Source organism: Chryseobacterium fluminis, assembly GCF_026314945.1.
Lineage (GTDB): Bacteria > Bacteroidota > Bacteroidia > Flavobacteriales > Weeksellaceae > Chryseobacterium > Chryseobacterium fluminis.
The window spans coordinates 328,180-342,191 of record NZ_CP111121.1; the positions used below are offsets into that span (position 1 = coordinate 328,180).

Sequence of the window (14,012 nt, forward strand, 5' to 3'; positions counted from 1 at the left end):
TAAATGAAACTTTTATTAAGCATAAGTTTACTTTTTACGCTTAGTTTTCTTAAGGCGCAGGAACATATTTCAAGCTTCAATGCACTGACCGTCACTTATAAGTTTCATCCAAAATTTTTTCTTTATGCCGAAGGGCAGATGCGGGGCATTGAAGAGTACACCTATCCTGATTATTACGAAATAAAAGGTGGATTGGGATACAATCTCACCAAAAACCATAAACCTTTTATCGGTTTGGGAAGATATGCCACCTACAAAGACCATGCGATCAGCAGGGAAGAATTTCGTGTATGGCTTCAGGATGTCATCGACTTCAAAAAAGGCGTGGTTAAATTTGAAAACAGGTTCCGTATTGAAAAATCGTGGTTTCACGAACCGCAGACCGACAAGAACTCCGAGAGAATGCGCTACCGCTACCGCTTAAATATTTCTGTTCCCCTGAATGCCAAAAAGATAGAACCGGGTACCCTGTTTGCAAATGTATATGACGAAATTTTTGTCGTTACTCCTACCAAGCCTGCTTTTGCCAGAAACAGGGTGTACGGCGGCTTCGGATACCAGATTGATGAAAACTTCGGTATTCTGGGAGGTTACCTGTGGCAGAGAGAGTTTGAAGCTAAGGGAAATAAAAATGTTCACTTTGTCTATCTTGCGCTGAACATCAATATTGATGGTACGGATGATTCTTCGAAAAGTTATCATTTCCCGGGAGCAGATTAGCATTGGTTTAACAGGATCTGAAAGTCTTAAAATACAAAGCAAAGGCGAACCTGACGGTCCGCCTTTACCTGAAGATTGTTTAACACTGTTATTGTTTTCTCTTTATTTTAATCTTTTTACAGACATTTGAGTGATAGGCCCTGTACCTGTACTACCGGAACTGAAAGCTCTGACAGTAACACTTGCACTATTAGGAGCTACTCTAAATGAATAGGTATTGGCAGCCAACATTGGGATTGAAGTGATCAGGGTGTAAGTTTGTAGTGTAGAAGCTACTGTATCATTAACACGTGCCACCCAGCTATTGTTGGTGTCATCCCATATGCCAACTACAGGTACCGTCCCTGTTGCGGTACTGAGTTGTGCATTGATTGTCACCGCATAGGTTCCATCACTTGACACTTTAAAAGAATTAGTTGTTGCTGTACCGGCAAATAAATTCTCATTGTCTATGATTTCATTGGTGAGATTTCCTATTGCAACAGCATTTGGAGCAGAGCTAGAAACAAAATCAGCAGTCATTTGCACACTTATTTCCTGAGCCACTACAAACTGGCCGTTCACTGCAATAACGGTTCCTGTAGCATTGGGAACACCGGCAATGGTTTGCCAGGTAGGAGCCACGCCGGGACCATTCGATTTTAAAACCTGTCCGGCGGTACCGGCATTTCCTGCCGTTGAAGCATTTCCTCCTACATTCAGTTCATTGGTCACCTGTAAAGAACCGTTAACATGAAGCGTTTTCTGAGGGGTTGATGTATTAATCCCTACTTGGGCAAATACTGTTAAAGGGAACATTAAAAGTCCGATGAGTAATAGATTGTGTTTCATCTTTTTCATTTTTAGTGAGTTTAAATTATTTTTAATAGGCTGGTAACAAACTGTGATTCAAACAATGAGAAATGTCTGATCTGTTTTATATTTTATTTTATTCTGCAACAGATGGTTTTTGTCCTTAAAAGAAAAACAGCTGCACAGTAAAAGTCCTGATAAGTTTGGAGAATATATTGCTTTTGATATATCCTGAGGAGTTATTGATGATTATAACTAATGACCTGTCGGTAAATACAGGAGAGTAAAGAAGAATTTTTTTTCATTGTGTTGTGTTAAAATTACCTTAATTCGATGAATTAAGTGGGATTATCATTTTTTCAGTACAAAGGTATGATTTTTATTAAATATAAATCACATTTTTAATAGAAAATATAAAAATATGATTTGTAAATTCAACAATAAGATGCTAAAAGGAGAATTATTTTATATAGGAACACAGCTTAATTGACGTGTTTATGGCTAAAATGCAGCTGCCTCATTTTAATATTTTTCGATCAAATAATGATAAGCTTTCAGGTATTTATTGAATCTTTTAAGATCCTTGGGAGCGAGTTTAGGTAAACTCTTCTCAGATTCATATTGTCACGGAGGTCCTTTAATTTAACGGCAACGGCAAGGGGAGAGCGTTCGGTTCTTCTGACAAAATCATCATATCCTTCATCAGGATCAAATTTTGCAAGACAGCTGATGGCAAAGATAATATACTCCGGAAAACCCTGATCTCACAGATAATCCAGACTGAACTCCACCGGATGATCTCATGCATACAGGACTCCAATAATCATTTCATGCTTTTTTTACTATGACGGTCAGTCTGATCTTCTATCGAAGAATCCGTTTTATCATTACAGACAAAGTCAATGATATAATTAAAAAGCCCCAAAAAGGGATCTAACTTTTTGGGGACAGTCCAAATTTGAAGCATTTTATAATATACTTCGGTAATAGCTTATTCTTATTGAATTTTTGCCAATACAATATAAAGGTCATATTCAATGGGTTGTCGGAATATCATTTAATATAACTTGCATTAAATGACATTGAAATCGGGCGACAATTCATATTAGCTCCGCTTGTAGTCCCGTTGTTACTGGTTCTGGTCATTCGTATATCTAAGGTATGTGGGCCAGCCGCTAAAGATTTTACCGTATTCAGAGTAAACTGTGTGCTTAATGCTCCCTGCCCATATTCCTGAACACGCAGAAAAGCGTCAGTAGCAGTTCCGTCTATATATAATCTTGATTCGTAGAATCCTACTCCCGAACCTGCTGGTGCCGTTCCTACGAAATCAATCCCTAACATAAAATTAATGAAAAGTGCTTTTCCTTCTGCAGGTATTGTAACAGATTGGGAAGTTCCCGGAACGATAGTAGTCGCGAGATCATTGACATTAAAGTCCGCTCCTGTGGTACTGTCTACGGATAAAGAGAAAATAGAAGTCCCGGTATTGAGTTTTACCCAGACGTTGTCGTTAAAATAATAATATCCTGTATCCGTAATATTTACAGCCGTCCCAGATGCTGTCCCGGTAGCAATGCTGTTCACATAAATTAGCGTAGAAGCAGATACGCCCGTCATGCTTTGAGCTCTTTGTCGGTCTACCCGGGGTACCAGTAATCCATCTACGTTGCTGCTTGCACCGGTTGTATTTTTTGCGACGATATCCATAGTTGAATTGGGCACATCTGTATTTATACCAACTTGCGCGTTGAGTTTCAGTGAAAAAGCAAATGTAATGATGACTATAGTTACAATAATTTTTATCATGATATGTTCTCTTTATAATTAATTGATATAAGTGACGTTAAAAGACATTGAATTGGGTTTACAGTTCATATTGGCCCCACTGGTTGTGCCATTATTAGTTGTTCTGGTCATCCGGATGTCTAATGTGTGATTTCCTGCTGTTAAAGATTTTACAGTATTTAATGTATATTGTGCATTCCCTCCTTCCAATATTTCCTGCACACGCATATAACAATCCGTCGGTGCACCATCTATATACAACCTGGCTTCATAAAAAGCAAATCCTCCTCCTGCAGGAGCAGAAGTATAGTCTATCCCCAACATGAAATTAATAAAAAGTGCTTTTCCACCGGTAGGAACAGTAATACTCTGTGCAGTTCCTGAAACAATAGTGGAAGAGAGGTCATTTACATTAAAATTCGCTCCTGTAGTGCTGTTTACTGAATTGGAAGAAGCAGATGCTCCCACATTTAATTTGCTCCAGACACTGCCATTAAAGTAATAGTATCCTGTACTCGTAATATTTACAGCAATTCCGGCAGCTGTACCGGTAGCAATGTTATTGATATAAACTAGAGTTGAAATTGGAATCCCTGTCATACTTTGAGCTCTTTGTCTGTCTACTCTGGGTATCAGCAATCCGTCTACATTGGTTGTCGTACCCGTCGCATTTTTTGCGGTTATATCTAAAGTAGAAGCAGGAGTATTGGTATTTATGCCAATCTGAGCTTTCATTTTCATTGAAAAAGCTAATAAGGTAATAGCTATTGATATAATAATTGTTTTCATCATTTTTTTACTTATAATTAATTAATATAACTGGCATTAAAAGACATTGAAATCGGGCGACAGGTCATATTGGCCCCACTGGTTGTGCCATTATTAGCTGTTCTGGTCATTCGGATATCTAATGTGTGATTTCCTGCTGTTAAAGGTTTTACCGTGCTTAATGTAAATTGTGCATTAAGCCCTCCGCTTTTATATTCCTGGGTACGAAGATAGCAATCTGTCTGTACCCCGTCGATATACAACCGGGCTTCATAATATCCTGCCCCTGATCCGGCTGGATTACTAGTATAGTCTATTCCTAGCATGAAATTAATAAACAAGGCCTTTCCGCCAACTGGAACCGTAATAGATTGCGAAGTTCCGGGAATCATAGTAACAGACACATCATTTACTGTGAATGCTGTTCTTTCTGTACTGTTTACGGAAAAAGAAGAAGCTGAGAACCCTGAATTTAGTTTTTCCCAGACCGTGCCGTTAAAATAATAATATCCTGTATCGGTAATATTGACTGCAGTCCCTGTTGCTGTGCCGGTAGCAATACTGTTGACATAAATTATCGTAGAAAGTGGGGTGGAAATCATACTCTGAGCTCTTTGTCTGTCTACTCTTGGCAGTAAAAATCCGTCTACATTGGTCATACTTCCTGTTCTATTTTCTGCCATTATATCTAATGTCGCCATAGGTGAGGATGTTCTAATTCCTACCTGAGCATTGGCAGTCAGAGAAAGCATTGTAATTCCGATTAGAAATAGATTGTGTTTCATCTTTTTCGTTTTTTAGTAAGTTTAAAATTATTTTTAATTGGCTGGTAGCAAAACTGTGATTCAAACAATAAGAAATGTCTGATCTGTTTTATGTTTTATTCTATTCTGCAACAGATGATTTTGGTCCTTAAAAAAAACAGCTGGGCAGTAAAAGTCCGGATAAGTCTAAGAATATATTGCTTTTGATATATCCTAAGGTAATGATTTGTAAACGATTATAACTAATGACTTGCAGGAATACAGGAAAGTAAGGAAGAATTTTTTCATTGTGTTGTGTTAAAATTTATCTTAATTCATTAAATTAAGTGGGATTATCTTTTTTTCTCTCCAAAGATATGATTTTTATTAGATAAAACTAACATTCTTAATAGAAATGTAAAAATGTTAATTATAAATTAAGTAATAAGATGATAAGGGATCAATTATCTTATATCGGGATACCGCAAGCTAATTCAATAAATACTTGTAAATTGCCGGATAATCTCTTCATTATTTTGCATTCTTTGACAAATTTATCCTGCATAATCAGATTTGCAACAGATAAAAAGCGATGTGCTTATCCGATAATTGAGGCATTGGTGGCTAAAATGCAGCTGCCACATTTTTAATATTTTTCGATAAGATAATGATAAGCTTTCAGGTATTTATTGAATCTTTTAAGATCCTTTGGGGTGAGTTCCCGGTTAACCCTTCTCAGATCCATATTGTCACGGAGGTCATTTAATTTAACGGCAACGGCAAGGGGAGAGCGTTCGGTTCTTCTGACAAAATCATCATATTCTTCATCAGGATCAAATTTTGTAAGACAGCTGATGGCAAAGATAATATACTCCGGAAAACCCTGATCTCTCAGATAATCCAGACTGAATTCCACCGGATGATCTTCCACGACATCATGCAGGACTCCGACGATCTTCTCATCCATGGTCTTACCGTATTCCATAACTCTCATTACGTGAGCAATGTAAGGAGCATGGTATTTGTCTGTCTGACCTTTGTGCGCCTTATCGGCTATCTTTATTGCTCTGTGCAGTAATTCGTCTTTTGTCATTTCTGGGAAATAGACTACAAAAATAAAAAATGCCACATGATTTAAGACATTTTATTCATTTTATTTTACATAATATTTAGGTAGAATGTATCCACCGGTAAAACAAACGGAGTATGATTCCCTATCAGTTTAATGGTATTTATACCTATTTCATTTATTCATCCGGTCTGTTTATATAGTGAATTGTTTTCATCGTTATCATTTCAGGTTTCTGTGATGATTGGAGATTGAGCTTGGTGAACTTTTTCAACAAAAAAGCGCCTCATTTGAGGCGCTGAAATCAATTTTATGTACAGGATGCCTAGTAGGCTCCTTTTCCAATATAATGAGCGGCTACCTTTTCAGTCAGTGCCACTACATTCGGATGATTCGTATATTTTGTAAATCTTCTTAGTCCGGAAAGCATCATTCTCTGTTCGTCACCTTCGGCAAAAGAAACGATTCCTTCTTTAGCAGAACTGATGATTTTTTCAATCGCTTTATAAAGGTTCAGCTGAGCCATGGCCGCTTCCACAGAACCGGCTGAAAAGTGTTTTTCAGCTCTCAGAACGGCAGACTCTGCCATGTAGATCTGGTTCAGAATTTCAGAGGCATTCAGTAATAAATGCTGTTGCTTCTCGATATCCATCATATATTTCTGAAGAGCCGCTCCTGAAACCATCAGGAAGACCTTTTTAAGATTAGCGATAATCGCTTTTTCTTCGCTCATGAATTCAGAATAATCCGGAACTTCAAAAGATGGAATGCCCATCAGTTCTTTGCTGACGGCCATGGCCGGAGATAATAAATCCAATTCTCCTTTCATAGCCCTTTTGATTAACATTCCTACCGCAAGCAGCCTGTTGATTTCGTTGGTCCCTTCATAAATTCTTCCGATTCTCGCATCTCTCCATGCCGCTTCCATTGGGGTGTCTTCGGAGAATCCCATTCCCCCGTAAATCTGGATTCCTTCATCTGCCGTATTCTGAGTAAGATCGGAAACGAATACTTTAAGAATAGAAGCTTCCACAGCAAATTCTTCAACGCCTTTTAATTCAGCCTGCTGGTGATCCATTCCGCCGGCAACCAGCTCTGCAATTTTATCTTCAACATTTTTCGCCAGGCGGTAAGATCCAGCTTCGCTTACGAAAACACCGGTTGCCATTTCAGCAATTTTCTTACGGATCGCTCCGAAAGTTGAAATAGAAACACCAAACTGCTTTCTTTCATTGGAATATTGAATAGAGTGATTCAGGATTCTTCTCTGCCCGTCAAGGTTAGCCGCCGCCAATTTAATTCTTCCGACATTTAAGGCATTCAAAGCGATTTTAAAACCATTATTTCTTTCACCCAGCATGTTTTCTACAGGAACCTTCATATCATTAAAGAAAACCTGGCGCGTGGAAGAAGAGCGGATCCCTAATTTATGCTCCTCTTCGCCGAAAGTTAAGCTTTCAGGATTTTCAAGCTCTGAGCGGTTGATGACAAATCCTGTGATGTTTTTGTCATCATCAATTTTGGCAAACAGTGTGAAGGTATCTGCAAAACCTGCATTGGAGATCCACATTTTCTGTCCGTTGATGATATAATGCTTTCCGTCCTCAGAAAGTTTTGCTCTCGTTTTTCCGGAGTTGGCATCAGAACCTGCGTCCGGCTCCGTAAGGCAATACGCCCCGAATTTTGTTCCGGTCGCTAAATCCGGAAGGTATTTCTTTTTCAGTTCTTCACTTCCGTACAGCAGCGTAGGTAAGGTTCCGATCCCGGTATGCGCTCCATACGCCGTTGCCAGTGAACCGTTTCCTCCTGAAACGTAATCACAGGCCAGCATCGTACTCACGAATCCCATTCCAAGACCGCCGTACTCTTCAGGAACTGTGATTCCCAGCAGCCCCATTTCTCCCAATTTACGCATGGTCTCTTCCGTTAAAGCATAATCTTTCTTTTCGAAACGGTCGTGGTGCGGGATTACTTCTCTGTCAATAAATTCTTTCGCAGAATCGCGAAGCATTTTCTGTTCTTCGCTCAGTTCTTCAAGACTGAAAATTTCGTTTGCAGGAATTTCTCTGATCAGGAATTCCCCTCCCTTCAATATATTGCTCATTGTTGTTTATTTTAAATTTTAGATTATAAATTTTAAATTTAGATTTCAGTTATAAATTTTCAGATGAAGTTTTAATGATCTTGGTCAGAATATTAATTATACTTTCAATTTCCTTTAAATAAGAATTAATATCAATCTGCACCAAGTCTGAAGATTGATAAAGTCTTAACCAATATCGTGTTTCTCTTGCTTCTTTGTTTGCAATAGAAAGTTTCGAGATAAAATCTTTCTTAGACTGAGCCGCAATTCCTTCTTCAACATTTGCTCCAATCGAAGTGCCACAACGAAGAATCTGTTTTGATAGTATAAATTCATTTTGAGCTTTACATTGAGTATAAAATTTAATAATTTTCAGTGCAAAGTCAAATGTTTTTATCTGGATCAGATTATCTTCCTTAAAACTCATTTCATCTAAAATTTATAATTTAAAATCTATAATTATTAAAGTAGTTCAAAAATACTCGCTGCTCCCTGGCCCGTCCCCACGCACATGGAAACCATTCCGTACCTGTTTCCGCGTTTTCGCATTTCGTCAAGGAGCTGAACGGTTAATTTGGTTCCGGTGCATCCCAGCGGGTGACCCAGCGCGATGGCGCCTCCGTTGACATTTAAAATGTCGGGATTTAAGTTTAATTCTTTTTTGATGGCCACTGATTGTGAGGCGAAGGCTTCATTCAGTTCGATCAATTCGATATCTTTTAATTCTAAACCGGCCTGTTTTAAGGCTTTCGGAATGGCATAAATAGGTCCCATTCCCATAATTCGTGGCTCAAGACCCGCTGCTGCATACGCGACCAGTCTTGCTTCAGGCTGAAGCCCTAATTCTTTAACCATTTCTTCACTCATCACCATCACGAATGCGGCACCGTCACTCATTTGAGAAGAGTTCCCGGCCGTTACGCTTCCCCCATTGGCGAAGACAGGTCTTAATTTGGCTAAACCCTGTAGAGAAGTATCTGCTCTCGGACCTTCATCTACCGAAAAGTCAAACTTTTTAGTCTGCATTTTCTGGTTTTCATCCAGGAAGTTGTATTCTACAGGAATTGGCACGATCTGGCTGGCAAATCTACCTTCCTGATTCGCTTTTAAGGCTTTCGTATGAGATTCAAAAGCAAACTGATCCTGTTCTTCTCTTGTGATGTTGTATTGTTTGGCTACTTCTTCCGCCGTGTAACCCATTCCCCAGTAATAATCAGGGTTGGTTTTTGCAATATCGGTTTCAGGAACCGGTTTGTAACCACCCATCGGAATGTAGGACATCGATTCTGTTCCTCCTGCAATGATACAATCCGCCATTCCGGCCTGAATTTTTGCAGAAGCGATCGCAATCGCCTCACTTCCGGATGCGCAGTATCTGTTAACCGTAACTCCGGGAACTTTATCGGTATTCAATCCCATCAGGGAAATTAAACGGGCTACATTTAAGCCCTGTTCTGCTTCCGGCATCGCATTCCCAACGATGAGGTCATCGATCCTGTTTTTATCCAGTTGCGGAAGTTCAGCCATTAATTTTTCAATCACGGTGGCTGCCATTACATCTGGTCTTGTGAATCTTAAACTTCCCTTCGGAGCTTTTCCGACGGCCGTTCTGAATCCTTTTACTATATATGCTGTTTTCATTTATGTAAAATGTATTATGTACAATGTAAAATGTACAGTGTACGTTATTTAGAGTAATTTTGTTTTAGTTTGATAATCATGTTTTGAACATGTCTGATTTCTGTCATTAGTGAGTCAAAATCTTCTTTTTTAATGAATTCGAGATCGGACGCTATTATAATCTGCGTTTCAAATTCAAAAGACGAACCTAATGCAATGTTTAAAAATTGACAAAATTGAGGATTGGTATCTCTTCCTGCTCCTTCTGCAATATTTGAAGAAATTGAATAAAGACTCCTTCTTGACTGTGAAGTCAGTCCCAATAATTCATCCTTGGGAAAGTTTTTAGAAATAATATAATACTGCTTACAAAGCAAAATCGACTTTTTCCAAACTTCCAGTTCCCTAAAATTATGCATGTCAATACTTTTTACATTTTACATCCGACATTGTACAAATTAATTTCTCAAAGGTTTTCCATTCTGCAACATGTACTGAATTCTCTCCAGCGTTTTTCGCTCTCCGCAAAGCTGTAAGAATGTCTCTCTTTCGAGGTTCAGGAGATATTGTTCAGTTACGACTGTCGGTTCGGAAAGGTTGCCTCCAACCATGACGTTGGCTAATTTGTCAGCAATTTTTTTGTCGTGTTCAGAAATGTATTTCCCGGTCAGCATCTGGTCGGTACCTACGTAAAACATTCCTAAGGCATCTTTACCTAAGACTTTCACCTTCTGTTCGATCGGTTGGGTGTAACCATGTTCTGCCAGACTTATGGCCAACATCTTTGCTGTTTTAATCTGTGTTCTTTTATCGACAGCAACAATATCTTTTCCTTTTTCAAGGATTCCCATATCATAAGCTTCGTAGGCAGAAGTGGCCACTTTTCCCATGGCGATATTCATAAAAGCTTCACGAAGTCTGTTGTTTTTTACATCATCACTGTGGAATTCTCTTGAAGTTCTTAAGGTCAGTTCTTTTGTTCCGCCGCCGCCAGGAATTACTCCGACTCCGGTTTCTACCAATCCGATGTAGGTTTCTGCTGCGGCAACCACCCGGTCCGCGTGCATGGTCATTTCACAACCACCGCCAAGGGTCATGCCGTGAGGTGCAACCACCACGGGGATAGAAGAATAGCGAACCCTCATCATTGATTTCTGGAAATAGGCAATGGCCATATTCAAGTCATCCCAGTCCTGCTCAATCGCCATCATTAAGATCATTGCTAAATTGGCACCTACAGAGAAATTCGTGCCTTGATTTCCAATGACCAATCCGTCATATTCTTTTTCAGCCAAATCGATTGCTCTGTTTAACCCGTCTAAAACTTCACCTCCTAGAGAGTTCATTTTAGAACGGATTTCAAAGTTGATAATTCCGTCGCCAAGATCTTCAATAGCAGCACCGGAGTTGCTCCAGAGCGTTTTATTTTTTCTGATATTGTCTAAAATGATGAAAGAATCCTGTCCGGGAATTTTATTATAGTCACCTGAATTTTTATCTACATAGATGCTTTGTCCTTCGTCATTAACCTTATAGAAGGTCTCCACATTTTTAACCCAGTCTGAAACTTCATATCCTGCATCTGTGGCTAATTCAATACCTTTCTGAATACCGACGGCATCCCAGATTTCAAACGGGCCGTTTTCCCAGCCGAAACCTGCTCTCATCGCATCATCAATTTTGTAAACTTCATCGGAAATTTCCGGTACTTTATGCGAAACATATGCGAACAGTGCGCCGAACGATTTTCTGTACAGTTCTCCTGCTTTATCTTTTCCGCCGATCAGTACTTTAAACCGGTCAATCGGCTTATCAATACTCTTTGTTAATTCTAAAGTGGGGAAAGAAGATTTTCCCTGAAGCTCATATTCAAGGGTATCAAGATTAAGTCCGTGAATTTCTGATTTTCCTTCCGAATTTTTTATTTTTTTATAGAAACCCTGTTCCGTTTTTGAACCTAACCATTTATTATCAACCATTTTCTGGATGTAGTCGGGAAGGGCAAAAACATTATTGAAATCGTTAGCTTCAAAACCGCTCTGGTGAACCCCATTGGCTACCATTACCAGAGTATCAAGACCTACAACATCCGCTGTTCTGAATGTTGCTGATTTCGGGCGGCCGATCACCGGGCCCGTTAATTTATCCACTTCAGAAACGGTAAGCCCTAATTTCTGAACGTTGTGAAGTAAGTCCATCATAGAGAAAACTCCTATTCTGTTAGCGATAAATGCAGGGGTGTCCTTTGCTAAAACAGTGGTTTTACCTAAGAATTTGGCTCCGTAATTCATGTAAAAATCAATTACTTCGGGAGCAGTATCATTGGTTGGTATAATCTCTAAGAGAGGAAGATATCTTACAGGATTAAAGAAATGGGTTCCTGCAAAATAATGCCTGAAATCATCGCTTCTTCCTTCTACCAGCATATTGATCGGGATTCCTGAAGTGTTGGAAGACACTAAAGTTCCCGGCTTCCTGAACTGTTCGATTTTTTCGTAAACCGATTTTTTGATGTCCAGTCTTTCAACCACCACCTCAATAATCCAGTCTGTATTTTTTATTTTTGGTAAATCATCATCAAAATTTCCAACTTTGATTCTATCTGCGAATTTCGGAGAGTAGAGTAGCGCAGGACTTGCTTTTTTGAGTTTTTCAAAGTTTTCAGAAGCAATTCTGTTTCTTACCGCTTTATCATCCCTGGTCAGACCATTTTTCTGCTCTCCTTCCGTCAGTTCAAAGGGTACGATGTCCAAAAGCAACACTTCGACGCCGATATTGGCAAAATGCGCTGCGATACCGCTTCCCATAATTCCTGAACCAAGAACCGTTACGTGTTTGATTCTTCTTTTCATTTGATTTATTGATTTTTTATATTATTTTTTGTTGTTCAAATCAGTGGCGATCTTCATAATTTCGCACATGACCTCCTTGAATGTTTCAAGCTTTTCAGGAGCAATTTTATCCATAACCCTTTTGTTGAAATTAACGACCACTTCTTTAGACATATTCCTGGAATTCAGTCCTTTGTCGGTAAGCTTGATGATCACCTCCCGTTTGTCCGTGGTTGTTTTTTCTTTATAAATGTATCCGTTATCCTCTAAAAGCTTAATAATTCTTGTAAGAGAAGTCGGTTCAATAGCCATTTTAGGGCCTAAATTAGTGCTGCGTGTTCCTTCTTTAGGATCAATTTTAAGGAGGGTAAGCGCCTGAACGGCTGTAGAATCATGCTCCTGGGCAAGATCAGTGTACATTTTAGAAACAGCCAGCCACGTCTGTTTTAAAATCAGATCTACATTTTCTATTTTGTCTTTATTATTATCCATCATTTTCGTTGAAATGGTTTAATCCAAATGTAGCAAATATTATGCATGCATAGTATTTATTAACGTTAAAATTTGTTAATAATCTGAAAACAAACAGGTTAAATTGTATGATTAGCATAATACTATGCATGCATAGTATGTAAACTTGCTAAGTAAAAAGCGGTATTAATAAATGGTTTTAACGAAATTAGCTATTTCTTCGAAAGATTCACATTGATGTCTTAATGAATCGCCGGAAATTACCCAACTCTTATCGTAATATTCAAAATGCAGACCGGAAAGGTCTTTCTGGAAATTTTTCTGAAGCAGAGAATATAGCATTTCCTTATAAAATTCCGGTGCACTGATTTGTGGTGCTACAAAGTTGGCATTGATCTCAAATACAGAAGCACTGGTCAGCTCTTCATGTCGTAATAAAATGTCCTCAACCATTCCCGAATATAAACCGCTGTCTTTTATATACCATATCTTATCGGCAAATTCTTTCGCCAGGCGCCAGTCGTGCGATGAAAAGAGGATCAGTTTATTTTGTTCACGTGCCAGTTTTCTGAGTGTTTTAAGAATGATGATTTTATTTCTTTCGTCCAGATGCGTCGTTGGTTCGTCCAGAATAATAATAGGGGAATTCTGAGTTAATGCCCTGCCAATAAACGCTTTCTGAAGATTGCCGTCTGAAAGATTTCTCAATAAAGTATGTTTGTACCGGTCCAGATCCAGTTCGGTAATAATCCCGGAAACCTCTTCTCTGTCCTCTTTTTTAAGCTCAAAATAAAAAGGATAGTAAATATATTTTCCAAGAGAAATAAGATCTTCGACCGTATGGTTCTGTGGGATAACCGACTTTGAAAATACAACCGCGATATTTTCTGCAATTTCTTTAACAGAGAGGTTTTTTATGTTTTTTTTATTGATAGAAATTTCTCCGCCTAAAAGAGGAATCTGATGTAAGATAGATTTAATTAAAGTAGTTTTCCCGACACCATTGTTACCAATCAATAGGCATACCTCTCCTAAATTCAAATTGGCAGTTGTATTTGAAATCAAGACTTGGTTGTGACCGATATTTGCTTGGTTAATTTGTAGGTGCATTCTGTTGGGTTTTCGCA

The 14,012-nt window shown here is 38.7% G+C and carries 13 protein-coding genes; 1 reads left to right on the forward strand and 12 read right to left on the reverse strand.

Annotated features, from left to right (window positions below; all coding sequences use genetic code 11):
- The first annotated feature begins 3 nt into the window (after positions 1 to 3).
- Positions 4 to 720 carry a DUF2490 domain-containing protein gene (locus ODZ84_RS01465; RefSeq protein ID WP_266175246.1) on the forward strand — a complete coding sequence of 239 codons (717 nt, stop codon included), beginning with the start codon at positions 4 to 6 and terminating at the stop codon, positions 718 to 720.
- Between the two features lie 102 nt (positions 721 to 822).
- Here ODZ84_RS01465 and ODZ84_RS01470 read toward each other — a convergent pair whose 3' ends face one another.
- From ODZ84_RS01470 to ODZ84_RS01525, 12 genes are all read right to left on the reverse strand, one after another.
- Entirely contained in the window at positions 823 to 1,551 is a 729-nt protein-coding gene (locus tag ODZ84_RS01470; protein ID WP_266175247.1) for a hypothetical protein, read from the reverse strand.
- A gap of 1,014 nt (positions 1,552 to 2,565) precedes the next feature.
- Positions 2,566 to 3,321, reverse strand: coding sequence for a hypothetical protein (locus tag ODZ84_RS01475; protein ID WP_266175248.1), 756 nt, complete (start codon positions 3,319 to 3,321; stop codon positions 2,566 to 2,568).
- Between the two features lie 18 nt (positions 3,322 to 3,339).
- Positions 3,340 to 4,092, reverse strand: coding sequence for a hypothetical protein (locus ODZ84_RS01480; protein WP_266175249.1), 753 nt, complete (start codon positions 4,090 to 4,092; stop codon positions 3,340 to 3,342).
- Between the two features lie 14 nt (positions 4,093 to 4,106).
- On the reverse strand, positions 4,107 to 4,853 hold the full coding sequence (locus ODZ84_RS01485) for a hypothetical protein (protein ID WP_266175250.1): 747 nt from the start codon (positions 4,851 to 4,853) through the stop codon (positions 4,107 to 4,109).
- A 604-nt stretch (positions 4,854 to 5,457) separates the two neighbouring features.
- Positions 5,458 to 5,904 (reverse strand): phosphohydrolase, encoded by a 447-nt coding sequence (locus ODZ84_RS01490; protein ID WP_266175251.1) that lies wholly within the window; start codon positions 5,902 to 5,904, stop codon positions 5,458 to 5,460.
- Between the two features lie 301 nt (positions 5,905 to 6,205).
- Positions 6,206 to 7,984, reverse strand: a complete 1,779-nt coding sequence (locus ODZ84_RS01495) for an acyl-CoA dehydrogenase family protein (RefSeq protein ID WP_266175252.1) — start codon at positions 7,982 to 7,984, stop codon at positions 6,206 to 6,208.
- 49 nt (positions 7,985 to 8,033) lie between these two features.
- Positions 8,034 to 8,390, reverse strand: a complete 357-nt coding sequence (locus ODZ84_RS01500) for a four helix bundle protein (RefSeq protein WP_266175253.1) — start codon at positions 8,388 to 8,390, stop codon at positions 8,034 to 8,036.
- A gap of 35 nt (positions 8,391 to 8,425) precedes the next feature.
- Positions 8,426 to 9,604: a thiolase family protein gene (locus ODZ84_RS01505; RefSeq protein ID WP_266175254.1), complete on the reverse strand. Its 1,179-nt coding sequence runs from the start codon at positions 9,602 to 9,604 to the stop codon at positions 8,426 to 8,428.
- A gap of 44 nt (positions 9,605 to 9,648) precedes the next feature.
- Positions 9,649 to 10,002 (reverse strand): four helix bundle protein, encoded by a 354-nt coding sequence (locus ODZ84_RS01510; protein WP_266175255.1) that lies wholly within the window; start codon positions 10,000 to 10,002, stop codon positions 9,649 to 9,651.
- A gap of 39 nt (positions 10,003 to 10,041) precedes the next feature.
- Complete coding sequence (locus ODZ84_RS01515) at positions 10,042 to 12,435, reverse strand: 3-hydroxyacyl-CoA dehydrogenase/enoyl-CoA hydratase family protein (RefSeq protein WP_266175256.1); 2,394 nt, start codon at positions 12,433 to 12,435, stop codon at positions 10,042 to 10,044.
- A 21-nt stretch (positions 12,436 to 12,456) separates the two neighbouring features.
- Positions 12,457 to 12,906, reverse strand: a complete 450-nt coding sequence (locus ODZ84_RS01520; protein ID WP_266177439.1) for a MarR family winged helix-turn-helix transcriptional regulator — start codon at positions 12,904 to 12,906, stop codon at positions 12,457 to 12,459.
- Between the two features lie 165 nt (positions 12,907 to 13,071).
- On the reverse strand, positions 13,072 to 13,995 hold the full coding sequence (locus ODZ84_RS01525) for an ABC transporter ATP-binding protein (protein ID WP_266175257.1): 924 nt from the start codon (positions 13,993 to 13,995) through the stop codon (positions 13,072 to 13,074).
- Positions 13,996 to 14,012 lie beyond the last annotated feature (17 nt).

What these genes read in the sequence shown, in the direction of transcription:
- ODZ84_RS01465 (WP_266175246.1), top strand. Translation starts at nt 4, where the DNA reads ATGAAACTTTTATTAAGCATAAGTTTACTTTTTACGCTTAGTTTTCTT.
- ODZ84_RS01470 (WP_266175247.1), bottom strand. Translation starts at nt 1,551, where the DNA reads ATGAAACACAATCTATTACTCATCGGACTTTTAATGTTCCCTTTAACA.
- ODZ84_RS01475 (WP_266175248.1), bottom strand. Translation starts at nt 3,321, where the DNA reads ATGATAAAAATTATTGTAACTATAGTCATCATTACATTTGCTTTTTCA.
- ODZ84_RS01480 (WP_266175249.1), bottom strand. Translation starts at nt 4,092, where the DNA reads ATGATGAAAACAATTATTATATCAATAGCTATTACCTTATTAGCTTTT.
- ODZ84_RS01485 (WP_266175250.1), bottom strand. Translation starts at nt 4,853, where the DNA reads ATGAAACACAATCTATTTCTAATCGGAATTACAATGCTTTCTCTGACT.
- ODZ84_RS01490 (WP_266175251.1), bottom strand. Translation starts at nt 5,904, where the DNA reads ATGACAAAAGACGAATTACTGCACAGAGCAATAAAGATAGCCGATAAG.
- ODZ84_RS01495 (WP_266175252.1), bottom strand. Translation starts at nt 7,984, where the DNA reads ATGAGCAATATATTGAAGGGAGGGGAATTCCTGATCAGAGAAATTCCT.
- ODZ84_RS01500 (WP_266175253.1), bottom strand. Translation starts at nt 8,390, where the DNA reads ATGAGTTTTAAGGAAGATAATCTGATCCAGATAAAAACATTTGACTTT.
- ODZ84_RS01505 (WP_266175254.1), bottom strand. Translation starts at nt 9,604, where the DNA reads ATGAAAACAGCATATATAGTAAAAGGATTCAGAACGGCCGTCGGAAAA.
- ODZ84_RS01510 (WP_266175255.1), bottom strand. Translation starts at nt 10,002, where the DNA reads ATGCATAATTTTAGGGAACTGGAAGTTTGGAAAAAGTCGATTTTGCTT.
- ODZ84_RS01515 (WP_266175256.1), bottom strand. Translation starts at nt 12,435, where the DNA reads ATGAAAAGAAGAATCAAACACGTAACGGTTCTTGGTTCAGGAATTATG.
- ODZ84_RS01520 (WP_266177439.1), bottom strand. Translation starts at nt 12,906, where the DNA reads ATGGATAATAATAAAGACAAAATAGAAAATGTAGATCTGATTTTAAAA.
- ODZ84_RS01525 (WP_266175257.1), bottom strand. Translation starts at nt 13,995, where the DNA reads ATGCACCTACAAATTAACCAAGCAAATATCGGTCACAACCAAGTCTTG.